Origin of the sequence: Streptomyces sp. NPDC060000 (genome assembly GCF_042737375.1) — a bacterium.
Lineage (GTDB): Bacteria > Actinomycetota > Actinomycetes > Streptomycetales > Streptomycetaceae > Streptomyces.
Genome location: NZ_JBHWUU010000030.1, coordinates 22,438 through 45,103, shown reverse-complemented (window position 1 = coordinate 45,103; position 22,666 = coordinate 22,438). Strand labels below are relative to the sequence as shown.

The following is a 22,666-nucleotide window of genomic DNA, read 5'->3' as shown; positions in this document are numbered from 1 at the left end:
GGGGTGCCGGTTAGGGTGGCAGGCGTGTCGTACGCAGGCTCGAACCCCGGTCCCTTCGATCCCTCCGACCCCTTCGGCCCCCCGCCGCCGCGCCGCTCCCCGCTGCGCCGCCCGCTGGCCGTGGCGCTCGCCGCGCTCGTGCCCGGGGCGCTGCTGGGCTGGCTGGCGTACGAGGCGCTGGGCGGGACCGGCGGGGCGGAGGGGCCCGGGTCGGGAGCGGGCGCGGCGCCGAGCGTCCTGAGCTCCCCCGCGGGCGGCGCGGGCGGCGCGAGTGGTGACGACAAGACGGGCGTCGGCACGAGCCGCTCATCCGCCCCGGCCGGTTCCGGCGCCGCCTCCCTCAAGGGCAAGGTCGTCGTCATCGACCCCGGCCACAACGACACCAACGTCGAGCACACCGCAGAGATCAACCGCAAGGTGGACATCGGCACCAACTGGAAGGAGTGCGACACGACGGGTACGTCCACGAACTCCGGTTACAGCGAGGCGAAGTTCACGCTGGACGTGGCTCACCGGCTGCGCGCGCTGCTGGAGCGGCAGGGCGCCACGGTGAAGCTGACGCAGGACGGGGACCGGCCGTTCGGCCCGTGTATCGACGAGCGCGCCCGGATCGGGAACGCGGCGCACGCCGACGCGGTCGTCTCGATCCACGCGGACGGTGCCGGGGCCGGGCAGCGCGGCTTCCATGTGATCCTGCCGGCCTCGGTGCACGCCGGCGCCGCCGACACCCGTGCCGTCGTCGGCCCGTCCAAGAACCTCGGGAAGCTGATCGCGGGCGACTTCGCCCGCGCGACGGGCACTTCGGCCTCCAACTACGTCGGCGACGGCACCGGTCTCGTCACGCGTCAGGACCTGGGCGGTCTCAATCTGTCAACGGTTCCCAAGGTGTTCATCGAGTGCGGCAACATGCGCGATACCAAGGACGCGGCGCTGCTGACCAGTGGCGCCTGGCGGCAGGACGCGGCAGAGGGGATCTCTGAGGGAATCGTGAGTTTCCTGCGGGGGTAGTGATCAGGGCGCAGATCCGGGCGGACAGCGCAATTGTGGTGACGATAGTGTCGTCCATACGATGAGGGGCCACCCCCGCGCTTCACACCCGGGCCTGACGGCGACATGGTGACGGCGACGCCTCTACCGATACGTGCATGCGTGTACCGATGACGAGACGACTGACGAAGGACCTGAAGTGAATATCCGCTCCCTCACTCGAGGCGACGGCGTGGTGATCGGAGCAGCGGTGTTGCTGTTCATCGCGTCGTTCCTGGACACGTTCGACGGCTCCGGCAGTGACGTCCCGAACGCCTGGGACAACCTCGGCCTCGTAATGAGCATGTACCTCGGCGGAATCATCGGTGCCGCCCTGATCATCGTCACCCGCGCGCTTCCGCAGCCGCGCAAGGTGGCCGGTATCGAACTGGGCCAGTTCGGTGTCGCGCTGACGGTCTTCGCCGCGTGGACGGCGTTCTGGACGATCGTCGACCCTCTCGGCGCGTTCAGCGACACCTTCGGCAGCACGGAGATCGACACCGGCTCCGGTCTCATCCTGGGCCTGATCGCCGCGCTGCTGCTGGCCGCCGCCGCCATCGCCACCCCGCTGGTCCCCGCCCTCCAGGCCGCCCTCATCCCGGCGCCCAAGCCGGCGGCCCCGCAGCCGTACGGCGCGCAGCCGCCCGCCGGTTACGGCTACCCGGGCGCCCCGCAGCCGTCGGCGTTCGGCGGCCAGCCGCAGGGCCAGCCCGGTCAGCCGGGCCAGCCGGGCCAGCCGGGCCAGCCGGGCCAGCAGCCCTTCGGTGGTCAGCCGGGTCCGGCGCAGCCGGCGGCCGCGGACTTCTCCCCGTTCTGGTTCGCCGTTCCGGTGCCGCGTCCGCTGTACGCGGAGGACGGCGCGCCGATGCCGATCGCCGAACTGGCGCCGGGCACCTGGTACCTCGCGGTGGAGCAGGGCGCCCAGGGTCTGGTCGCCCAGACCCAGGACGGCCGGCGCGGCGTCCTGCGGGACGCCTCCGGCATCCAGCGCGGCTGAGTCCCCGCCCGCACAGCGTCACGCACGGCCCCTCGCCCTTCCGGGCGGGGGGCCGTTGTCGTACAGTCGCAGCCTTCCGTTGTCTGACATACCGTCAGGAGGCAGGCGTGCGGCTAGGTCTGGCGCTGGGCTACTGGGGCCGCGGCCCCTCCCCCGACCACGTGGAGCTGGCCCGCGAGGCGGAACGGCTCGGCTACGACTCCGTGTGGACGGCGGAGTCCTGGGGCTCGGACGCCTTCACCCCCCTCACCTGGATCGCCGCCAGGACCTCGACGATCAAGCTGGGCACGGCGGTCGCGCAGATGGCGGCCCGCTCCCCCACCACCACCGCCATGCACGCCCTGACCCTGGACCATCTCTCGGGCGGCCGGATGATGCTCGGGCTCGGTCTGTCCGGCCCGCAGGTGGTGGAGGGCTGGTACGGCCGGCCGTTCCCGAAGTCACCCCTGACCGCGACCCGGGAGTACGTGGACGTCGTACGGCAGGTGCTGCGGCGGGAGGCGCCGGTCGAGGTGGACGGGCGGTTCCACGCCCTCCCCTACCGGGGACCCGACGGGACCGGTCTGGGCAGGGCGTTGAAGTCCGTCACCCATCCCCTGCGGCCGGATCTGCCGGTGCTGCTCGGAGCCGAGGGTCCCAGGAACGTGGCGCAGACCGTGCGGATCGCCGACGGATGGCTGCCGCTGTACTGGTCGCCGAGTCGGCCCGACGCGTACGGGCCGGGGGTCGAGGAACTACCGGAGGGCTTCCGGGTGGCCCCGTTGGCGAGGGTCAAGGTGTGCGACGACATCGCCGAAGGGCTGCTGGCCGTCAAGACCATGCTCGGTTTCTACATCGGCGGCATGGGCCACGCCACCCGCAACTTCCACGCCGACCTGATGGCACGCATGGGCTACGAGGAGGAGGCCCGGCACATCCAGCGGCTGTTCCTGGCCGGGCGGCGCGAGGAGGCCGTGCTCGCCGTGCCGGACGCGTTCGCCGACGAGATCTCCCTCGTCGGCCCCCGCGAACGCATCGCCGAGCGGCTGGAGTCCTGGCGCAAGGGCCCGGTGACGGACCTGCTGGCGCTGGCCCCGGACCGCACGACCCTGCGGGTACTGGCGGAACTCAACTCCTGACGGTCTTCTGCCACCGAACCCACCGGACCGACCAAACCTGCTGGCCCCACCGAACCCACCGAACCCGCTGAACCCGCTGAACCCGCTGAACCGGCTGAACCCGCTGGACCCGCCGACCTGCGCACGACTTCTGACGAACCCTCTGCCGAGGAGAGCCCGAGGTTTCATTCGGGATCGAACGGCAATCCGGATGTCATGTCTCGATATCGCAGTGGTTCCAACTCGGCCGGAACAGTCATAGCGGTCGTCGCGGACGTCATGGCCGTCATCCTCGGGCTGTGGATCCTCATGTACCTACTGGACGCCAACCCGGGCAACGACCTCGTCCAGTTCGTGCATGACGCGGCCAACTGGCTGGCGGGCTGGTCCCGTGACCTCTTCACGTTCGACGAGGCGTGGGCGAGGGTGGTCGCCGGATACGGCCTGGCAGCGGTCGTCTACCTCTTCGTCGGTCACGCGATCGCCAACAGGGTCCATCGTCACTGACCCGTATCGCGGGACGGGTCCGCGGGCAGACCCTGGAACCCGTACCGCGAAACGGGTCAGGCGCAGCAGTCCACTTCCAGTCCGGAGGGCAGCCGCTCCCCGCCGAACACGACGCAGGTGGCCTCGTGACCACCGAGGGCCGCGACGGCGAGCAGCAGTGATCCCGCGGTCCAGGTGGTCAGCTCGCGAGGCCAGATCGCCTCGTCCTCGAACACGAACCCGGTCCAGTACAGGCCCGACTCCGCGTCGCGCAGGTGCTGGATCGACTGAAGGATCTCCACCGCCCGGTCGGACTCGCCCATCGCCCAAAGCGCGAGGGCGAGTTCGGCCGACTCGCCCCCGGTCACCCACGGATTGGGGTCGACGCACCGCACTCCGAGCCCCGGGACCACGAACCGCTCCCAGTCGCCCTCGATACGGGACTTGGCCTCCGCGCCGGTCAACGCGCCACCCAGCACCGGGTAGTACCAGTCCATCGAGTAACGGTCCTTGTCGAGGAACCGCTCGGGATGGCGTCGTATCGCGTGCCGCAGCGCTCCCGCCGCCAACTCCCAGTCGGGCTGGGCCTCTTCGCGCTGGTCGGCGATGGCCAGCGCGCAGCGCAGCGCCTGGTGGACGGAGGAGGAACCGGTGAGCAGCGCGTCGGCGGTGGGGGTGCCGTCGTCGTCGCGCCGCCAGCCGATCTGGCCACCGGGCTGCTGGAGCCGCAGCACGTACTCGACCGCCGCGTAGACGGTCGGCCACATGCCGTCCAGGAAGGTGTCGTCACCGGTGGACAGGTAGTGGTGCCAGACGCCCACGGCTATGTAGGCGACGAAGTTGGTCTCGCGCCCGCGGTCGGTGACGTCGTCGAAGGCACCGTCCGCGTAGGCCGCGAACCAGGAGCCGTCGTCGTTCTGGTGCCGGGCCAGCCAGGTGTACGCCCGCGCGGCGGCCTCGTGTTCGCCCGCCGCGTCCAGCGCCATCGCGGCCTCGGTGTGGTCCCACGGGTCGAGGTGGTGGCCCCGGAACCAGGGGATCGCGCCGTCCTCCCGCTGCACCGCGAGGATACCGGCGACGGTCTCGGCGGCCTGCTCGGCGGTGAGGACCCCGGGCAGGACGAGGTGTTCTGTCCGAGGGGTGGTCACTCGGCGCCCGCCCCGGTCTTCTCGGCCTGCTCGGCCTTGTCGGTCTGCTCGGTCTTGTTGTCGGTCTGCTCGGTCTGCTCGGTCTGCTCGGAGAGTCGCGGCAGGTGCGGCTTGGTCGCGTACGCCACGAAGCTCTTGCCGACGAGCGGGTTCAGTGTCTGCTCGGCGACCCGGGTGATCAGCGGCTTCTTCATGATGTCCCAGACCAGCAGCTTGTGGTACGCCCGCACCGGCAGCGCCTTGTCGTTGTCGACGCCGAACGCGCACTTCAGCCACCAGTACGGCGAGTGCAGTGCGTGGGCGTGGTGGGTGCCGTACGGCTTCAGGCCCGCCTCGCGGATCTTCGCGAGCAGTTCGTCCGCCTTGTAGATGCGGATGTGGCCGCCCTCGACCTCGTGGTAGGCGTCGGAGAGGGTCCAGCAGACCTTCTCGGGGCCGTAGCGCGGGACGGTGATCGCGATGCGGCCGCCCGGCCTGAGTACGCGCACCATCTCCGCGAGGACGCCCTTGTCGTCCGGGATGTGCTCCATGACCTCGGAGATGATGACGACGTCGAAGGACTCGTCGGGGAAGGGCAGGGCGAGCGCGTCACCCTCCATGGCGGTCGCGGTGGCGCCCTCGGGGGCCTCACCGGCCTCCTTCATCGCCGCGAACCACTTGGCGACCTCGCGTATCTCCTCGGCGTTCTGGTCGAGGGCCACGACCTGCGCGCCTCGCCGGTAGCACTCGAAGGCGTGCCGGCCGGCCCCGCAGCCCAGGTCCAGGACCCGGTCGCCCGGCGCGAGCGGGAACCGGGAGAAGTCGACGGTCAGCACGTGGCCCTGCTTTCGCGATCGCGATCGGATGCTTCGGATACGGCGTCGATGCCGGCCCCGGCCCCGGCGGACTCGACAGCGGCCCCGGCCCTGGCGGACTCGATGGACTCGACGGGTTCGGGGGCGGCGGGGGCCGCGGAAGCCTCGGCGACGCGTGGGCGGCCGCCGTCGGCCATCGCCTCGCGGTACCGGGCCACGGTCCCCTCGGCGGCCCGCGCCCAGGTGAACCGCTGGAGCACCCGTTGCCGCCCGGCAGCGCCGAGCCGCGCCCGCAGTTCCGGGTCGCCGAGGAGCCGTCCGAGACCCGCGGCCAGCGCTCCGGAGTCGCCCGGGGGTACGGCCAGGCAGGTCTCCCCGTCGCGCCCGGCCACCTCGGGGATCGCCCCGCCGGTCGTGGCGAGCAGCGGGGTGCCCGTGGCCATGGCCTCGGCGGCCGGCAGGGAGAAGCCCTCGTAGAGCGACGGCACGCAGGCGACCTCCGCCGAGCGCACCAGGTCGACCAGTTCGGCGTCGGAGATGCCCTTGACGAACTCGACGGCGCCCTCGAGGCCGTACCGCTCGATCGCCTGGGCGACCGGCCCCTCCTGCGGGCGCTTGCCCACGACGACGAGGTGGGCGTGCGGGTGCTCGGTGCGCACCTTGGCCAGCGCCTCGACGAGGAAGACCAGGCCCTTGAGCGGGACGTCCGCGCTGGATGTCGTCACGATCCGGCCCGGCACGACGGCCACGGCCGGATCCGGCGAGAACAGGTCGGTGTCGGCGCCGATGTGTACGACGTGTATGCGGTCGTCGCGGACGCCGAGGTGGTCGGCTATCTCCTGGCGGGAGGTGCCGGAGACGGTGAGCACGGACGGCAGCCGGCGCGCGACCCGCTTCTGCATGCGGGTGAAGGCGTACCAGCGGCGCACGGAGTACCGGCGCCGGCGTCCCTCGGCGGCGTCCAGCTCCAACTGCCGGTCGACGGTGATGGGATGGTGAATGGTGGTGACGAGAGGCGCGCCGATGTCGCCCAACAACCCGTATCCGAGCGTCTGGTTGTCGTGCACGACGTCGAACTCACCGCTGCGCGCGCGCAGATGACGGCGGGCCCGCAGTGAGAACGTCAGCGGCTCGGGGAAGCCGCCGGTCCACATCGTGGCCACCTCGAGGGCGTCGATCCAGTCGCGGTACTCGCCGCGCCCGGGGGTGCGGAAAGGATCCGGCTGACGGTAGAGGTCGAGGCTGGGCAGCTCGGTGAGGGAGAGGCGGTCGTCGCCGTGGCCCGGGTCCAGCACCGGATAGGGCTGGGAGCCGATCACCTCGACGCGGTGGCCGAGGCGGACGAGCTCACGCGAGAGGTGCCGGACATAGACACCCTGCCCCCCGCAGAACGGGTTCCCCTTATAGGTGAGGAGCGCGATGTTGAGCGGTCGCCTGCCGTCGGCAGCGAGGTCGTGCCGGGACCCTGCCTGACTGGCCTCAGCGGTCACTCCGGGCCCCCTTCTGCCTGCATTGTCCCGCGAGACTACGACGGGACGCTAATCTAGAACAAGTTTCAGACTTGATCGTTCGGGAGGCTCTGAATCTACCGGCAGGTACGAGAGCTGTGAGCAGTGGATCAGGTGATTCACGCCACGGCCGACCACCCCGTCGAGCTGTGTGCCAACTGAGCCTCACCGACTGTCACGGAACGGGACCCATGTCTGCGGAAGCCAGCACCCAGCACCCATCCCCCCATCTCGGCTCCGCTCGCGCGGGGGGACCTCCGTCCTCCCCGCTCACCGAGCGGCAGGAGGCGCGCCGCCGCCGGATCCTGCACGCGAGCGCGCAGTTGGCCTGCCGGGGCGGTTTCGACGCGGTGCAGATGCGGGAGGTCGCGGAGGTCTCGCAGGTGGCCCTGGGCACGCTCTACCGCTACTTCCCCTCCAAGGTGCATCTCCTGGTCGCCACGATGCAGGACCAGTTGGAGCACATGCACGGCACGCTGCGGAAGAAGCCCCCGACGGGCGAGCGGGCGGCGGACCGTGTGGCGGAGACGCTGATGCGCGCCTTCCGTGCCCTCCAGCGCGAGCCGCATCTGGCGGACGCGATGGTCCGCGCCCTCACCTTCGCCGACCGCAGCGTCTCCCCGGAGGTCGACCAGGTCTCCCGTCAGACGACGGCGATCATCCTCGACTCGATGGGCCTGACCGATCCCACCCCCGAGCAGCTGTCCGCGGTCCGCGTCATCGAGCACACCTGGCACTCGGCACTCATCACCTGGCTGTCGGGCCGCGCGTCCATCGCCCAGGTGCGCATCGACATCGAGACGGTGTGCCGACTGATCGACGTGACGGATCCCCGGACACACGAATAGAACCCACGCGGCAGGACCCACGGGACAGGACCCGCGGGCGGCGAGGGCCACCCCTTCAGCCCCCGTCCCGCGCGCGACCTTCCTTCGCTCTTCCTTCGCTCCCCTCTCCGCCCCCTTCGCTCCCCTCTCCGCTCGCCGCTCCGCTCCCCTCGCTCATTCCTCCGGCGGGAACACCGCCTCCCCGCTGCCGGCCAGCGTGATCATGATCGCCTCCACCGGGCAGCTCTCCGCCGCCTCCAGCACCCGCTCGTTGGCGTCCGTGTCCGGGGCGACCGGATGGGACTGGCGCGCGGTGTCGAGCCGGAAGCCGTCGGGCGCATGGTGGATGCACTGGGCGGATCCGATGCACAGCGACCGGTCCACCTCGACGCGCCACCGGTCCCCCGCCCCCACGCCCGAACCCGAACCGGCCGGCGCGGGAGGTATCCCTACCCCCTTCACCCCTCCCATCCCGCCGGCAGGTGGATCATCTTGTGCTCGAGGTACTCGCCGAACCCCTCGGGCCCGAACTCCCGCCCCAGCCCGGAGTTCTTGTAGCCGCCGAACGGACCGAGCATGTCCAGGCTGAAGGTGTTCACCGAGTACGTCCCGGTACGGACCTGCCGCGCGACCTCGATGCCGTGCTCGACGTCGGCCGTCCACACGCTGCCGCTGAGCCCGTAGTCGGAGTCGTTCGCGATCTTCAGCGCCTCGGCCTCGTCGCCGTAGGGCAGGAGACAGATCACCGGGCCGAAGATCTCCTCGCGGGCGATCCGCATGGAGTTGTCGACGTCGCCGAACAGGGTCGGTTCCACGTACCAGCCACGCTCCAGACCCGCCGGACGCGCCCCGCCCGTGAGGATCTTGGCGCCCTCCTCCTGCCCGATCCGGATGTAGTCGAGGTTCCTGCGCTGCTGGCGCCGCGCGACCAGCGGACCGACCTGGGTCGCCGGGTCCAGCGGATCGCCCACGATCAGCGCGGCCGCCGCCGCCGCGAAGGCGTCCGCGAACTCGTCGTAACGCGAGCGGGGAAGGAGTATGCGGGTCTGGGCCACGCAGGCCTGCCCGTTGTTCATGAAGGCGGCCGAGACGATCCCGGGGACGGCCGTGGTGATGTCCGCGTCGGGCAGCACGACCGCCGCCGACTTGCCGCCGAGCTCCAGGGTCACGCGCGTCAGGTTCCGCGACGCAACCTCCATGACCCGCCTGCCGGCCGCGACGGAGCCCGTGAACGAGACCTTGTCGACTCCCGGATGCCCGACCATGTACTCGCTCACCTCCCGGTCCGCCGGCAGGATCGACAGCACGCCCTCCGGCAGCCCGGCCTCCCGCGCGATCTCGGCCAGCAGATACGCGTCCAGCGGCGACTCGGGCGACGGCTTCAGCACCACCGTGCAGCCGGTGAGCAGCGCGGGCGCGAGCTTGGCGGCGGCGACGAACTGCGGGACGTTCCAGGGGACGACGGCCGCGACCACCCCCACGGGCTCGCGCCGCACGAGGATCTTCCCGAGCACGCCGTCGCGCCGCTCCTCGTAGGTGAAGCCGCGCGCGACGGTGATCGCCGCGTCCCACACCATCATCGCGCCGAGGGCCTGCGCGAGGACGCTCCAGGAGTACGGGGAGCCGTTCTCCGAGGAGATCACCCGGGCGATCTCCTCGTGACGGAGCGCGATGCCGTCCTTGATGCGGGTCACGACGGCGATCCGCTCGTCGAGCGACAGCCGGGGCCAGGGCCCCTCGTCGAAGGCCCGCCGCGCCACGGCGACCGCCCGGTCCACGTCGGCCGTCGACGCGTGCGGCACCCGCCCGATGACCTCCTCGGTGTGCGGCGAGACCACCTCTATGACGTCCTTGCCCAGGGGGTCCATCAATTCCCCGCCGATGAACAGCTGTCCGTGTTCCACGAGCTCGGCCATGGCCACTGCCTGCCTTCGTCTACGTTTCTGACGGTGTTTCAGGAACTGATACCAGTTCTAGTTATAGTGGGCAATGGCCGTGTGACGGAGGGCAGATGAAGAGCAGTCCGAGCGAACCCACCACGTACGACCATGGCGGCGGCGTCCGCTCCCTGCGGGTGCCCATTCCGGACAACCCGTTGGGCCACACCCTGGTGTACGTCGTCGAGACCGAGCGCGGGCCGGTCCTGATCGACACGGGGTGGGACGACCCGGCGTCCTGGGACGCCCTGACCGCCGGACTGGGCGCGTGCGGCGTCTCCGTCGCGGAACTGCACGGCGTCGTGATCACCCACCACCATCCCGACCACCACGGACTGTCCGGCCAGGTGCGGGACGCCTCCGGGGCGTGGGTGGCGATGCACTCGGCGGACGCCTCGATCGTGCGGCGGACCCGGGAGACGCGCCCCGAGCGCTGGTACACGTACATGGCGGCCAAGCTCACGGCGGCCGGCGCGCCGGAGGAGCACATCGCCCCGCTCCGCAGGCCGCCCGCCCGCCGGCGCGCCTTCCCGGGCCTGGCGCCCGCCCTACCCGACCGTGAGATCGTCCCCGGCGAGTTCCTCGACCTCCCCGGCCGCCGCCTGCGCGCGATCTGGACCCCGGGCCACACCCCCGGCCATGTCTGCCTCCACCTGGAGGAGGACCACCCCTCACAACTCCCGGGACATGGACGCCTGTTCTCGGGCGACCATCTGCTGCCGGAGATCACCCCGCACATCGGTCTGTACGAGGATCCCGACGACGCCACCGTCACCGACCCCCTCGGCGACTACCTGGACTCCCTCGAACGGGTCGGCCGGCTCGCCCCCGCCGAGATCCTCCCGGCACACCAGCACACCTTCACCGACGCCCCATCCCGGGTACGGGAGTTGCTCACCCACCACGAGGACCGGCTCACCGGCCTCCTCACCCTGCTCGCCACTCCCCTCACCCCCTGGCAGCTCGCGGAACGCATGGAGTGGAACCGGCCGTGGGAGCGGATCGCCCACGGCTCACGGAACATCGCGGTCTCGGAGGCCGAGGCACATCTGCGGCACCTGGTGAAACAGGGGCGGGCGGAGGCGGTGACGGGCAGCGAGCCGGTGACGTACGTGACGGTGCAGCCCGCCGACGGGAGGGCTCCTAGCCCGTCAGTGATCTGATCAACTCGGCGGCCGGGCCGAGAAGTTCCGTCTCCTCCCGGCTCATCGTCGGGTTGGCCGCGCGCCGCCGCAGGGCCTCCGACAGACCCCCCTCGGTGAGGGCGGAGGGGTCGGCGAGCAGCGCGGTCAGCATCGCGCGGGCCGGGTCGGCGATCGGCTGGGCCGAGACGGCGACCTGGGCGAGGATCACCGCGGACATACCCCAGTCGAGCCCCGGTTCACCCTCCTCCGCGTTGCCCCAGTCGATGACCCGGGGGCCGTCGGGCGTGAGGATCACGTTGTCCGGGTGGAGGTCGAGGTGCAGGATGCGGGCGCCGGCCGACACCCGTCCCGGCAGGGCGTGCAGCTCGCGCAGCAGCCGGGCGAGGACGGCCCCCGCCTCCTCGGGGCCCAGCGTGCCCGCGGTGAACGCCTGGAGCATCGTCGGGCCGTCCAGCCGTTCCATGACCAGGTCGCCGCGCGAGCCCGTGGGCCGCACGGCGGGCGCGGGATAGCCGTGTGCGCGCACGTGGGCCATCACCGCCCCGAGGGCGGCCGAGTCCTCCCGGCCCTCCCGGTCGCGCCGCAGCACCCACGCCTCGTCGATCTCGTACACGTCCGCCGTGCGCCCCGAGCCGAGCAGTCGCCCCGTCACTGACATGAACATGAACCTACTCCGGCGCACAGCCACCCCTCAGGCGCTTCCTTACCTGCCGGTAGAGTGGCCGCGTCGTCATCACGCCCGTACGGGGGAAAGCCGGTGCAATTCCGGCGCTGACCCGCAACCGTGACAGCCGGATCGCCCGGTACGGGGCTGTGACCGGCTCACGTGCGTCAGCAAGCCCGCCGTCGCACGGCACCGTCGAGGTCACGGAGCCGAGCCGCCGGGATGTCCCGTGCTGCCCGGCTGCCCGACCTCCCCGACCGGGAGAGGCACCCGCCGATCATGAACATCCGCCGCAGCGCCGCGACCCTGGCCGCCGCCACCGTCGTGCTGGGTGCCGCCGTCCCCGCCGCCGCAGCCACCCCGTCCCCCGCCCCGTCGGTGGCGATACCCGACGGGCTGTACGGCACCGCCGATCCGACGTACGACGGCGTCTGGCGCCAGTCGCTGGCCCTGCTCGCGCAGCGGACCACGGGCGTCACCCCCGCCGACCGGGCCGTGGCCTGGCTGACCGGGCAGCAGTGCGCGAACGGCGCGTTCGCCGCCTTCCGCGCGGACACCGCCAAGCCGTGCGACGCCAAGCTGATGGTGGACACCAACAGCACGGCGTCGGCCGTCCAGGCACTGGCCGCGCTCGGCGGCCACGAGGCCGAGACGGAGAAGGCGGTCACCTGGCTGAAGTCCGTCCAGAACGCCGACGGCGGCTGGGGCTACACCGGCGGCGGGGCCAGCGACGCCAACTCGACCTCGGTGGTGGCGGGGGCGATGGCGGCGGCCGGACACCAGCCCGCGGCGGTGAAGAAGGCCGGGAAGTCGGCGTACGACGCCCTCGTGAAGCTTTCCCTTCCGTGCGACGAGACCGGCGGCGGCGCGTTCGCCTACCAGCCGGACAAGAAGGGTGCCCTGGCGGCAAACGCGGACGCGACGGCGGCTGGCGTGCTCGGCGTGCTCGGCAAGGGGTTCGTGACGACGGCCGGCAAGACGTCGGCGGACCACACGTGTGACCCCGCCGCCGCGCGCACCCCGGGCGGGCTCGCGCGCAACGGCGCGGGCTACCTCGCCGAGTCGGTCCGCGACACCGGCTACCTGAAGTCCGCCCTCCCCGGCGCCGAGGACCAGCCCGACTACGGCAACACCGCCGACGCCGTCGTCGCCCTCGCCGCGCAGGGGTGGACCGAGCAGGCGAAGAAGCCGCTCGCCTGGCTCGAGGAGAGCTCCGCGGCCTGGGCGAAGCAGAGCGGCCCCGCCGCCTATGCCCAACTCGTCTTCGCGGCCCACGCGATGGGTGCCGACCCCCGCCACTTCGGCGGCGCCGACCTGGTCGCCCAGCTCAACGCGACGGGGCCGGCCCCGCAGGCCACGACCAAGGCCACCGACCGGGCCGCCGAGTCCCAGGACAAGGACGACTCGGGTTCCGGTTACGGCGTCTGGTGGATCGTCGGCGTCTTCCTGGTCGCCGGTATCGGCATCGGGTTCCTGATCAGCGGCCGCGGCCGGAAGCAGCGGCAGCCGTGACGCGACGGTCCGCCGCCCTCGTCCTCGCAACGCTGCTGCTGACCCTGACCGGCACGGTTCAGTCGGCCGAGGCGGCCGGTTACCGCTACTGGTCCTTCTGGGACCGTGCCGGTGACCACTGGACGTACGCCACCCAGGGCCCCTCCACCGCCCGCCCCGCCGACGGCGACGTCCAGGGCTTCCGGTTCGCGGTGAGCGCGGACTCCCAGGACGCGTCGCGGCCGCGCGGCGCGGCCTCCTTCGCCGCGATCTGCGCGAAGACACCCGCGCGGGACGGCACGAAGCGGCTGGCCCTGGTCATCGACTTCGGCACGGCGGCGGACGCCCCGAGCGGCGAGGCCCCGCCGTCGCCCCGCACGGCCTGCGCCCGGGTCTCCCCCGACGCGACGACGGCCGAGGCCCTGGCCGCGGTCGCCAAACCCCTGCGCTACGACACGAACGCCCTGTTGTGCGCGATCGCGGGGTACCCGCGGACGGGCTGCGGCGAGCAGGTGTCCGGACCTGCGTCCGGGCAGGCGTCGGGGCAGGCGTCGGGGCAGGCGTCGGACAAGGACGAGCCGACGTCCGCCGCGAAGCCGGGACCGGAGACGGAAGCGGACGGCGGGCCGTCCGTGGGCCTGTACGCCGGCGCGGCGGCCGTGGCGGTACTGGGCGCGGCGGCGGTGTGGCAGGCCCGGCGGCGAGGACCGCGCGGGAATGGCTGACCGCCGCCCCCGCGCACGGCACTCCCCGCTGCACCCCGCCGCCTGGTGGTTCTGGGCCCTCGGCCTGGGCACCGCCGCCACCCGCACCACCAACCCGCTCCTCCTCGGTCTCCTGCTCACCGTGTCGGCGTACGTCGTCACCACCTGCCGCCCCGACACCCCCTGGTCCCGCTCCTACTCCGCGTTCCTCAAGCTCGCCCTCGCCGTCCTCGTCATCCGTCTTGTCTTCGTCGTGGCCCTGGGCTCCCCGATCCCGGGGACGCACGTGCTCGTCACGCTCCCCGAAGTCCCGCTCCCCCACTGGGCGCAGGGCATCCGGCTCGGTGGCGCGGTCACGGCCGAGGGCCTGCTCTTCGCGTTCTACGACGGCCTGAAACTGGCCACCCTGCTCGTCTGCGTGGGCGCCGCCAACGCCCTGGCCAGCCCCTCCCGCCTCCTCAAGACACTCCCGGGCGCCCTGTACGAGACCGGTGTGGCGGTGGTCGTGGCCCTCACCTTCGCCCCGAACCTGATCGCGGACGTCCACCGGCTGCGCGCCGCCCGCCGTCTGCGGGGCCGCCCCGACACGGGGTTGCGCGGCCTGCTCCAGGTGGGTCTGCCGGTCCTGGAAGGTGCTCTGGAACGCTCCGTGGCCCTGGCCGCGGCGATGGACGCCCGCGGCTACGGCCGTACCGCCGACGTCCCCGCCCCCGTCCGCCGGACGACCGCCGTCCTCACGCTCGGCGGTCTGCTCGGCGTCTGCGCGGGAACGTACGGCCTGCTCACCGCGGCGGGCGGCACGTACGGCCTGCCGGTGCTGCTCGCCGGAGTCGTCGGGGCCCTGGCCGGGCTGCGGCTGGGCGGCCGCCGTTCGCCGCGTACCCGTTACCGCCCGGACCGCTGGACCCCGCGGGCCTGTCTGGTCGCCGCCTCCGGCATCGCGGTCGCGGCCCTCCTCACGCTCGCCGCGTCCGCCGGCCCGGCGGCCCTGCACCCCGGAGTGGTCCCCCTCACCGCCCCCGCCCTCCCGCTCTGGCCCGCGGCGGCCGTACTCCTCGGTCTGCTGCCCGCGTTCCTCGCCCCCGAAAGCCCGTCGAGCCGGCCGAGCCCACTGAACCCACCGAGCCCACTGAACCCACCGATCCCGCTGAACCCACCGAGCCCGCCGGCCGATCCCAAGGAGCCGTCGTGATCCGCTTCGAGAACGTCTCCGTGACGTACGACGGCGCCGCCGAACCCGTCATCCAGGACGTCGACCTCACGGTCCCGGAGGGCGAACTCGTGCTCCTCGCGGGCCCGTCCGGCGTCGGCAAGTCGACGCTGCTCGGCACGGTGTCGGGTCTCGTCCCGCACTTCACCGGCGGCACCCTGCGCGGCCGCGTCACGGTCGACGGCCGCGACACCCGCACCCACAAGCCGCGTGAACTCGCCGACGTCGTGGGGACGGTGGGGCAGGATCCGCTCTCGCACTTCGTGACGGACACGGTCGAGGAAGAACTCGCCTACGGCATGGAGTCGTTGGGCCTGTCGCCGGAGGTGATGCGCCGCCGCGTCGAGGAGACCCTCGACCTGCTGGGCCTGGCCGCCCTGCGCGACCGCCCCATCGCCACCCTCTCCGGCGGCCAGCAGCAGCGGGTCGCGATCGGCTCGGTCCTCACCCCGCACCCGCGGGTCCTCGTCCTGGACGAGCCGACCTCCGCGCTCGACCCGGCGGCCGCCGAGGAGGTCCTCGCCGTGCTGCTCCGCCTCGTCCACGACCTCGGTACGACGGTGCTGCTGGCCGAACACCGCCTGGAACGCGTCCTGCAGTACGCCGACCAGGTCGCCCTGCTGCCCTCCCCCGGAGCGGCCCCGCTCCTCGGTACCCCGGCGGACGTCATGGCCGTGTCCCCGGTGTTCCCGCCGGTGGTGGACCTGGGCCGGCTGGCGGGCTGGTCCCCGCTGCCACTGACCGTGCGGGACGCCCGACGGCGCGCCGCCGACCTGCGGGAGCGGCTGGCGGGACGGGAAGCCACCCGAGAGGCGAGGGGCCTCGGGCTCCCGGTGACCGTCGCGTCCCTGCCCGGACAGGGGGCCCGGCCACAGGCCGCAGCGCCGCTCGAACCAGTGGCCACACAGGAGGCAGCCCCCCTGCCCCTCCCTGTCCCGGGCGCCCGGCACAACCCCTCCGCGCCGGAGCCGGATCACTCGGATCACTCGGATCATCCAAATCATCCAGATCACTCGGATCATCCGGACCGATCTCTTCCGTCAGCGCCCGAGCCGCCCCGATCGCGCTTCGCGGGCTTCCGCAGGAGCCGACCCACGTCCGCACCCGCGGCCCCGGCCTTCCCCGCCGAAGCCCGCTCCCTCTCCGTCCGCCGGTCCCGCGTCCAGGCACTGCGTGACGTGGACCTCGCTGTCGGGCCCGGCGAGACCGTCGCCCTCATGGGCCGCAACGGCGCCGGAAAGTCGACGCTGCTCAACACCTTCGTGGGCCTCGTCGAGCCGTCGGCGGGAACGGTCCACGTGGGCGGGCTCGTGCCGCACCGCACCCCGCCCCGGGACCTGGTCCGCCGCGTCGGGCTGGTCCCGCAGGAGCCGCGCGACCTGCTGTACGCCGACACGGTCGCCGCCGAGTGCGCGGCCGCCGACCGGGACGCGGGAGCCGCCCCCGGCAGCTGCCGCACCCTGGTCTCGGATCTCCTCCCCGGCATCACGGACGACACCCACCCCCGTGACCTCTCCGAAGGTCAGCGCCTGACCCTCGCGCTGGCCGTCGTCCTCACCGCCCGCCCGCCGCTCCTCCTCCTGGACGAGCCGACCCGGGGCCTGGACTACGCGGCGAAGGCGCGTCTGGTGGCCGTCCTGCGTGGTCTTGCCGCCGCCGGGCACGCGATCGTCCTGGCCACCCACGATGTGGAGCTGGCCGCGGAACTGGCCCACCGGGTGGTGCTGCTCGCGGAGGGCGAGGTGATCGCCGACGGCCCGACGGCGGAGGTGGTGGTCTCCTCCCCCTCCTTCGCCCCGCAGGTGACGAAGATCCTCGCCCCGCAGGAGTGGCTCACGGTCGCGCAGGTGCGTGAGGCGTTGCGGGAGGCGCTGCGATGACGATGCCCAGACGGCGTCCCGTACCTCTGGGTCCCCGTTCGCTCGCCGCGTTGGCGCTGGTCAGCACGGTCGGCGTGATCGCGTTCGGCTGGCCTTTCCTCGCCCCGCCCACCTCCGCGCTGAACGCGCACGCCCAGGACGCCCCCTGGCTGTTCGCGGGCCTGCTGGTGCTGCTGGTCGCGGTCGTGGCGGCGACGATCTCCGAGTCGGGTCTCGGCGCGAAGGCGGTGGCGATGCTGGGCGTGCTGGCGGCGACGGGCGCGGCCCTGCGTCCGATCGGCGCGGGGACTGCGGGCATCGAGCCGATGTTCTTCCTGATGGTGCTGAGCGGCCGGGTGCTCGGCCCGGGCTTCGGCTTCGTCCTCGGCTCGGTGACGATGTTCGCGTCCGCGCTGCTGACGGGCGGGGTGGGCCCGTGGATGCCGTTCCAGATGCTGGCGATGGGCTGGTTCACGATGGGCGCGGGGCTGCTGCCGGGCGCCGACCGGCTCCGTGGCCGTACGGAACTCGCGCTGCTCGCGGCCTACGGTTTCGTGGCCGCCTTCGCCTACGGCACGGCGATGAACATGGCCGGGTGGCCGTTCATGGGCGCGCTGGCCTCGGGTGTCGCCTTCGACCCGGACGGGACGGTCCCCGCGAACCTGGCCCGCTTCGCCGCGTACTGCGTGGCGACCTCGCTGGGCTGGGACCTGGGCAGGGCCGTGGTCACGGTCCTGCTGACCCTCACCCTCGGCCCGGCCGTGCTCAGGGCGCTACGCAGAGCCACCCGGCGCGCGGCCTTCGAGACCGCGGTCACATTCGAGGCCCCGGAGCAGGCTCCGAAGGGCCGTTGACCGGTGAACCACCCCACATGACTCACATCACCTACTACCTGACCTAGTCGGACAAATGGGACGCCATGCCCATGCCATAACGTGCCCTGACCTGGGCATTGAGAGCCAGCTCACATGAAGCGTCGACCCCCCGAGTACGACCACAACTAGCAAAAGGGGTCATTGCGGACGGGCCCCGATCCTGTTTCTCTGGATGACGTCGCACGGTGCCGACGAGCCCACGGGCCTCGGCGCCGCGGCATGCAGCCACCCACCGCAACCACACGGTGCGGCCCACGCACCGCGTGACTCCGGCATGCAAGCGACCGCAATCGTCCCCGAAGGAAAAGGTTCTCCGTGTCCGTCTCCGTCATCCGTCGCATCGCTTCCCCGAAGAAGGCCCTCACCGGCATCGCCGTGGCCGCCGCCACCGCGGGTATGGCGCTGTCCGCAGCCCCCGCCCACGCCGCGACGACCTCCTCCGCCTCCCAGGCCCAGGCGATCGCGCACAAGATGATCCCGAACGCGGCTCAGTACAAGGCCTTCTCCAACATCGTGAAGCACGAGAGCGGCTGGAACGTCAGCGCCACCAACGCCTCCTCCGGCGCCTACGGCCTCGTCCAGGCCCTGCCCGGCTCCAAGATGGCCTCGGCCGGTTCCGACTGGAAGAGCAACGCCAAGACCCAGATCAAGTGGGGTCTGGACTACATGAACTCCCGCTACGGCAGCCCGGTCGCCGCGTGGAACTTCTGGCAGGCCAACGGCTGGTACTGAGCCACCCCACCGCGCTGAACAAGCGCCCCCGTACCGTCGAAGGCGGCGGCCCCCGATCCCCGGGGCCGTCGCCTTCGGCGTTTCCTCACCTTCGGAAGTTCTCACCTTCGCGTGATCCACTGGCCCGATGACGACCGAGCCCACGCAGGCCGCCGAAACACGGGGCGCCCCCCTGGTCCCCGTCCTGCTCGCCCTGACAGTGGTCAGCGGCCTGATCGACGCGGTCAGCTACCTGGGCCTCGGCCACGTCTTCACCGCCAACATGACCGGCAACGTCGTCGTGCTGGGCTTCGCGGCGGCCGGCGCCCCGGGCTTCTCGGTCCCGCACACTGCGACCTCGCTGGGCTGCTTCCTGGTGGGCGCGGCGGTGGGCGGACGAGTCGCCCGTCGCCTTGGAACCGGCTCTCGCCGCAGATGGACGAGGGCGACCCTGGCGGCGGAGGCGGGACTGGTGGCCATCTCGGCCGCGGTGGCCTTCGCCGCGCCGGACCACGCCCCCGTCACCGTCTACTCGGTCATCGCCCTGACCGCCTTCGCGATGGGCCTGCGCAACGCGACCGTACGCAAACTCGGCGTGGCCGACCTCACGACCACCGTCCTGACGATGACCCTCACCGGTCTTGCCTCGGACTCCCGAGCAGGCGGCGGCGCGGGCGCCCGATCCCCCCGGCGTACGGCGTCGGTGATCGCCATGGTCGTCGGCGCGACGCTCGGCGCATGGCTGGTACTCCGCCATGGCATCGCCGTCCCGCTGCTGGTCGGGGCGGTGGTCGTGGCAGTGCTGGCACTGACGGCGTCCGGCCGGGAGTGAGAAGACGCGCGAAGAAGGCGGCGGCCCACGTCCTCCGGGGCCGCCGCCCCTTTCGCACCGACCCGCTTCAGCGATTCAGGTCGAGCACGGGCACACCGCGCCCTTCGTACGCTTTCGGATGCACGGTGGCGACGAGCGCGTCCGCACCCCACTCGGGCAGATGACGGGCAGCGTGGATCGCCGCACCGATCCCCGGCGACACGCCGTCGCGATGCAGTTGGGCCACCGCGAGCGCCGCAGAGTAGTCCAGATCGACGGTGTGCAGCACCTCCAACTGCCCGACGTGTTCGGCGATCCCGAGATACTCGCGGTCTGCCTCCAGGACCGAGAGCGTCGGGACCCACAGACGGGTCTCCGTCTCGAAGTGGGCCCGATGGACGAGCGCCGACACCTGTCGGTTGCCCGACAACGCCACCAGAGTCGGTGTGTCCAGGATCAGGTGGTGCAGGATCACGCCGCCTCACCCTGCTGCCGGGCGAACGCCTCCCTGAGCCTGCGCCCCATCGCCGCGCTTTCCTCGTCCCCCACCTCGACTCCGAAGTGCTCCGCCAGATACGCACGGGTCCGATCCGCCCGTTCCCGGCGCTCTTCCTCCGTCAGCGTCGACTCCGCGAAATCCTGCACCAGGGTCCGAATAGATGTCCCCCGGGACTCCGCGATCACCGCCAAGCGGTCCCGCACCTCGGCGGGCACCCGAATCATTGCGTCAGCCATGCCCGGAGTATACGTCGACGTATACTCATTCCGCGCTGACTCTCAGCTCCTTCACCCCGTTGATCCAGGCGGACCGCAGCCGACGCGGGTCCCCCACGAGCCTCAGGTCGGGCAGGGCATCGGCGATGGCGTTGAAGATGAGGTTGATCTCGAGCACGGCGAGCGACTTGCCGAGGCAGAAGTGAGGTCCGCCGCCGCCGAAGCCGAGGTGCGGATTCGGATCCCGGGTGACGTCGAACTCGTCGGGCCGCTCGAACACCTCGGGGTCGCGGTTGGCGGAGGAGTAGAAGAGCCCGACCCGGTCGCCCTTCCTGATCAGCTTCCCGCCGAGTTCGGTGTCCTGGGTGGCGGTCCGCTGGAAGGCGATGACGGGCGTGGCCCAGCGCACGATCTCCTCGGCGGCGGTGCCGGGCCGCTCGCGCTTGTACAACTCCCACTGCTCGGGATGGGTGAGGAAGGCGTGCATCCCGTGGGTCGTGGCGTTCCGGGTCGTCTCGTTCCCGGCCACGGCCAGCATCAGCACGAAGAACCCGAACTCGTCGGAGTTGAGGTTGCCCTCGTTCTCGGCGGCCACGAGCGTCGAGACGATGTCGTGAGCGGGGCACTGCTTCCGCTCGGCGGCCATGTTCATGGCGTACGCGAGAATCTCGGCGGCGGACTGATGCCCCACCTCCGCGGTGATGGCGAACTCGGGATCGTCATACCCGATCATCTTGTTGGACCAGTCGAAGATCTTGGAACGGTCCTCCTGGGGTACGCCGATCAGTTCGGCGATGGCCTGGAGGGGCAGCTCCGAGGCGACGGTCGTGACGAAGTCGAAGGAACCGTCCTGCGCACGGGCGCTCTCGACGATCGCCGTGGCCCGGTTGCGCAGCCGCTCCTCCAACGCCCGGATGGCCCGGGGCGTGAATCCGCGCTGCACGATCTGCCGCACCCGCGTGTGCTCCGGCGGATCCATGTTCAGCAGGATGAACCGCTGAGCGTCGATCGAATCCCGCTCGATGTGCTCGTTGAACCGGATGATCGCGGTGTTGAGGTAGGAGGAGAAGATCTCGGGGTGGGTCGAAACGTATTTCACGTCCGCGTGGCGGGTCACCGCCCAGTACCCCTCGTCCTGGAAGCCGGCGACATTGCCCGGCTGCGGGATCCAGCGGACCGGTTCGGCGACCCGCAGCTCGGCGAACTCCGGTAGGGGCACATGGTGTTGCAGCAGGTCGGGATCGGTGAAGTCGAACCCGTCGGGAAGCGCTGGACAGGGCATCGGCGGCTCCAGCCATCGGACGATGCCAGCTTCGTCGGCATCTGACGAGTCATCAGAAATAGACTGCCGTGAAGGTAGTTCAGGACCCTCGAGGCTGCAAGACCCTTGCGGTGACGCACATCACGTAAGCAGACTGCACACAGCGAAGAACTAGAACACGTACTAGTTCCGAAGGGATCCGCACCCATGGCCGCCGAACCCGTGATCGTGGAAGCAGTCCGCACCCCTATCGGCAAGCGCGGCGGCGCGCTCGCCAACCTGCACCCCGCCTACCTCCTGGGCGAGACCTACCGCGAACTACTCGGCCGCACCGGCATCCCCGCCGACGCCGTGGAACAGATAGTCGGCGGCACGGTGACCCACGCCGGCGAACAGTCCATGAACCCGGCCAGGACAGCATGGCTGACGATGGGCCTCCCTTACGAGACCGCGGCGACCACGGTCGACTGCCAGTGCGGCTCCTCGCAACAGGCCTCGCACATGGCGGCGAACATGATCGCGGCGGGCGTGATCGACGTGGGCATCAGCTGCGGAGTGGAAGCGATGTCCCGCGTCCCCCTCGGCTCGGGTTCGAAGCACGGCCCCGGGAAACCGTTCCCGGACGAGTGGAACGTGGACCTCCCGAACCAGTTCGAGGCGGCGGAACGCATCGCGCGCCACCGGGGGTTGAGCCGGGCGGACGTCGACGGCCTGGGCCTCCTCTCCCAGGAACGAGCGGCGGCGGCCTGGTCGGAGGAACGCTTCAAACGCGAGACCTTCGCCGTCCAGGTCCCGACCACGGAGGAGGAACAGGCGGCGGGCCAAGGCATGTGGCGTCTGGTGGACCGTGACGAGGGCCTGCGCGACACCTCCCTCGACGCCCTGTCCCGCCTGAAGCCGGTCATGCCGACGGCGATCCACACGGCCGGCAACTCGTCCCAGATCAGCGACGGCGCGGCGGCGATCATGTGGGCGTCTAAACGGATGGCTCGCGCCCTGAAGTTGAAGCCGAGGGCGAGGATCGTCGCCCAGGCGTTGGTGGGCGCGAACCCGCACTTCCACCTCGACGGCCCGATCGACGCGACCCGAGCCGTCCTCGGCAAGGCGGGCATGTCCCTGAAGGACATCGACCTCGTCGAGATCAACGAGGCCTTCGCGTCGGTGGTGTTGAGCTGGACGAAGGTCTTCGACCAGGACCTGTCGAAAGTCAACGTCAACGGCGGAGCGATAGCCCTCGGCCACCCCGTCGGCGCGACGGGCGCCCGCCTCATCACGACGGCCCTGCACGAACTGGAGCGCACGGACAAGGAGTTCGCCCTGATCACCATGTGCGCGGGCGGCGCACTGGCAACGGGGACGATCATTCAGCGCCTGTAGCGCCACCACCGGTCCAGGCAAGGA

Annotated in this window: 23 protein-coding genes and 1 riboswitch; of the genes, 14 read left to right on the top strand and 9 right to left on the bottom strand. The window is 71.6% G+C overall.

Features of this window, described 5'->3' with window-relative positions; all coding sequences use genetic code 11:
• The first annotated feature begins 24 nt into the window (after positions 1 to 24).
• From ACFWBB_RS17895 to ACFWBB_RS17880, 4 genes are all read left to right on the top strand, one after another.
• Positions 25 to 1,008: an N-acetylmuramoyl-L-alanine amidase gene (locus ACFWBB_RS17895; protein WP_385272663.1), complete on the top strand. Its 984-nt coding sequence runs from the start codon at positions 25 to 27 to the stop codon at positions 1,006 to 1,008.
• 178 nt (positions 1,009 to 1,186) lie between these two features.
• A complete protein-coding gene (locus ACFWBB_RS17890; RefSeq protein ID WP_385272660.1) occupies positions 1,187 to 2,023 on the top strand; it encodes a hypothetical protein in 837 nt (278 codons plus the stop codon).
• 107 nt (positions 2,024 to 2,130) lie between these two features.
• Positions 2,131 to 3,141, top strand: a complete 1,011-nt coding sequence (locus tag ACFWBB_RS17885; RefSeq protein WP_385272657.1) for an LLM class F420-dependent oxidoreductase — start codon at positions 2,131 to 2,133, stop codon at positions 3,139 to 3,141.
• Positions 3,142 to 3,336: 195 nt separating this feature from the next.
• Entirely contained in the window at positions 3,337 to 3,627 is a 291-nt protein-coding gene (locus ACFWBB_RS17880; RefSeq protein WP_385272654.1) for a hypothetical protein, read from the top strand.
• Positions 3,628 to 3,683: 56 nt separating this feature from the next.
• Here ACFWBB_RS17880 and ACFWBB_RS17875 read toward each other — a convergent pair whose 3' ends face one another.
• Genes ACFWBB_RS17875 through ACFWBB_RS17865 form a run of 3 tightly spaced genes read right to left on the bottom strand, consistent with a single transcriptional unit; the run spans position 3,684 to position 7,038 of the window.
• Positions 3,684 to 4,754, bottom strand: coding sequence for a prenyltransferase (locus ACFWBB_RS17875; protein ID WP_385272651.1), 1,071 nt, complete (start codon positions 4,752 to 4,754; stop codon positions 3,684 to 3,686).
• The gene (locus ACFWBB_RS17870) at positions 4,751 to 5,569 is read right to left on the bottom strand and encodes a class I SAM-dependent methyltransferase (RefSeq protein WP_385272648.1); all 819 of its coding nucleotides are present in this window, start codon (positions 5,567 to 5,569) and stop codon (positions 4,751 to 4,753) included. The genes ACFWBB_RS17875 and ACFWBB_RS17870 overlap by 4 nt, the downstream gene beginning before the upstream one ends.
• On the bottom strand, positions 5,563 to 7,038 hold the full coding sequence (locus ACFWBB_RS17865) for a glycosyltransferase family 4 protein (RefSeq protein ID WP_385272645.1): 1,476 nt from the start codon (positions 7,036 to 7,038) through the stop codon (positions 5,563 to 5,565). The genes ACFWBB_RS17870 and ACFWBB_RS17865 overlap by 7 nt, the downstream gene beginning before the upstream one ends.
• Positions 7,039 to 7,247: 209 nt before the next feature.
• Here ACFWBB_RS17865 and ACFWBB_RS17860 point away from each other — a divergent pair, with 209 nt between their 5' ends.
• Positions 7,248 to 7,904, top strand: coding sequence for a TetR family transcriptional regulator (locus ACFWBB_RS17860; protein WP_385272642.1), 657 nt, complete (start codon positions 7,248 to 7,250; stop codon positions 7,902 to 7,904).
• A 153-nt stretch (positions 7,905 to 8,057) separates the two neighbouring features.
• On the opposite strand, the gene ACFWBB_RS17855 is transcribed toward ACFWBB_RS17860, so the two are convergent.
• Together ACFWBB_RS17855 and ACFWBB_RS17850 are read right to left on the bottom strand one after the other, a co-directional pair.
• Positions 8,058 to 8,297: a ferredoxin gene (locus ACFWBB_RS17855; RefSeq protein ID WP_385272639.1), complete on the bottom strand. Its 240-nt coding sequence runs from the start codon at positions 8,295 to 8,297 to the stop codon at positions 8,058 to 8,060.
• 44 nt (positions 8,298 to 8,341) lie between these two features.
• Complete coding sequence (locus ACFWBB_RS17850) at positions 8,342 to 9,799, bottom strand: aldehyde dehydrogenase (protein WP_385272636.1); 1,458 nt, start codon at positions 9,797 to 9,799, stop codon at positions 8,342 to 8,344.
• A gap of 95 nt (positions 9,800 to 9,894) precedes the next feature.
• Between ACFWBB_RS17850 and ACFWBB_RS17845 the strand changes: the two genes are divergently transcribed.
• Positions 9,895 to 10,983 (top strand): MBL fold metallo-hydrolase, encoded by a 1,089-nt coding sequence (locus ACFWBB_RS17845; protein WP_385272633.1) that lies wholly within the window; start codon positions 9,895 to 9,897, stop codon positions 10,981 to 10,983.
• Here ACFWBB_RS17845 and ACFWBB_RS17840 read toward each other — a convergent pair.
• Complete coding sequence (locus ACFWBB_RS17840; protein ID WP_385272630.1) at positions 10,964 to 11,623, bottom strand: phosphotransferase; 660 nt, start codon at positions 11,621 to 11,623, stop codon at positions 10,964 to 10,966. The genes ACFWBB_RS17845 and ACFWBB_RS17840 overlap by 20 nt on opposite strands.
• A 55-nt stretch (positions 11,624 to 11,678) precedes the next feature.
• A riboswitch (cobalamin riboswitch) is annotated at positions 11,679 to 11,788 on the top strand.
• A 120-nt stretch (positions 11,789 to 11,908) separates the two neighbouring features.
• Here ACFWBB_RS17840 and ACFWBB_RS17835 point away from each other — a divergent pair.
• From ACFWBB_RS17835 to ACFWBB_RS17805, 7 genes are all read left to right on the top strand, one after another.
• The gene (locus tag ACFWBB_RS17835) at positions 11,909 to 13,141 is read left to right on the top strand and encodes a prenyltransferase/squalene oxidase repeat-containing protein (protein ID WP_385272753.1); all 1,233 of its coding nucleotides are present in this window, start codon (positions 11,909 to 11,911) and stop codon (positions 13,139 to 13,141) included.
• Positions 13,138 to 13,845, top strand: a complete 708-nt coding sequence (locus ACFWBB_RS17830; protein WP_385272627.1) for an SCO2322 family protein — start codon at positions 13,138 to 13,140, stop codon at positions 13,843 to 13,845. The genes ACFWBB_RS17835 and ACFWBB_RS17830 overlap by 4 nt, the downstream gene beginning before the upstream one ends.
• A complete protein-coding gene (locus ACFWBB_RS17825) occupies positions 13,838 to 15,016 on the top strand; it encodes an energy-coupling factor transporter transmembrane component T (protein WP_385272624.1) in 1,179 nt (392 codons plus the stop codon). Before ACFWBB_RS17830 ends, ACFWBB_RS17825 begins: the two co-directional genes overlap by 8 nt.
• Positions 15,013 to 16,914, top strand: coding sequence for an ABC transporter ATP-binding protein (locus tag ACFWBB_RS17820; RefSeq protein ID WP_385272621.1), 1,902 nt, complete (start codon positions 15,013 to 15,015; stop codon positions 16,912 to 16,914). Before ACFWBB_RS17825 ends, ACFWBB_RS17820 begins: the two co-directional genes overlap by 4 nt.
• Positions 16,911 to 17,747: an ECF transporter S component gene (locus ACFWBB_RS17815; RefSeq protein WP_385272618.1), complete on the top strand. Its 837-nt coding sequence runs from the start codon at positions 16,911 to 16,913 to the stop codon at positions 17,745 to 17,747. The genes ACFWBB_RS17820 and ACFWBB_RS17815 overlap by 4 nt, the downstream gene beginning before the upstream one ends.
• Before the next feature lie 336 nt (positions 17,748 to 18,083).
• A complete protein-coding gene (locus ACFWBB_RS17810; RefSeq protein ID WP_256908198.1) occupies positions 18,084 to 18,500 on the top strand; it encodes a transglycosylase SLT domain-containing protein in 417 nt (138 codons plus the stop codon).
• 127 nt (positions 18,501 to 18,627) lie between these two features.
• Positions 18,628 to 19,311: a YoaK family protein gene (locus tag ACFWBB_RS17805; protein ID WP_385272613.1), complete on the top strand. Its 684-nt coding sequence runs from the start codon at positions 18,628 to 18,630 to the stop codon at positions 19,309 to 19,311.
• Positions 19,312 to 19,378: 67 nt separating this feature from the next.
• Here ACFWBB_RS17805 and ACFWBB_RS17800 read toward each other — a convergent pair whose 3' ends face one another.
• Genes ACFWBB_RS17800 through ACFWBB_RS17790 form a run of 3 tightly spaced genes read right to left on the bottom strand, consistent with a single transcriptional unit; the run spans position 19,379 to position 21,286 of the window.
• Positions 19,379 to 19,765: a hypothetical protein gene (locus ACFWBB_RS17800; RefSeq protein ID WP_385272610.1), complete on the bottom strand. Its 387-nt coding sequence runs from the start codon at positions 19,763 to 19,765 to the stop codon at positions 19,379 to 19,381.
• A complete protein-coding gene (locus tag ACFWBB_RS17795; protein ID WP_334580516.1) occupies positions 19,762 to 20,025 on the bottom strand; it encodes a hypothetical protein in 264 nt (87 codons plus the stop codon). Before ACFWBB_RS17795 ends, ACFWBB_RS17800 begins: the two co-directional genes overlap by 4 nt.
• Positions 20,026 to 20,050: 25 nt before the next feature.
• Positions 20,051 to 21,286, bottom strand: coding sequence for a cytochrome P450 (locus ACFWBB_RS17790; protein WP_385272606.1), 1,236 nt, complete (start codon positions 21,284 to 21,286; stop codon positions 20,051 to 20,053).
• Between the two features lie 186 nt (positions 21,287 to 21,472).
• Between ACFWBB_RS17790 and ACFWBB_RS17785 the strand changes: the two genes are divergently transcribed.
• Positions 21,473 to 22,642 (top strand): steroid 3-ketoacyl-CoA thiolase, encoded by a 1,170-nt coding sequence (locus tag ACFWBB_RS17785; RefSeq protein WP_385272603.1) that lies wholly within the window; start codon positions 21,473 to 21,475, stop codon positions 22,640 to 22,642.
• Positions 22,643 to 22,666: the final 24 nt, after the last annotated feature.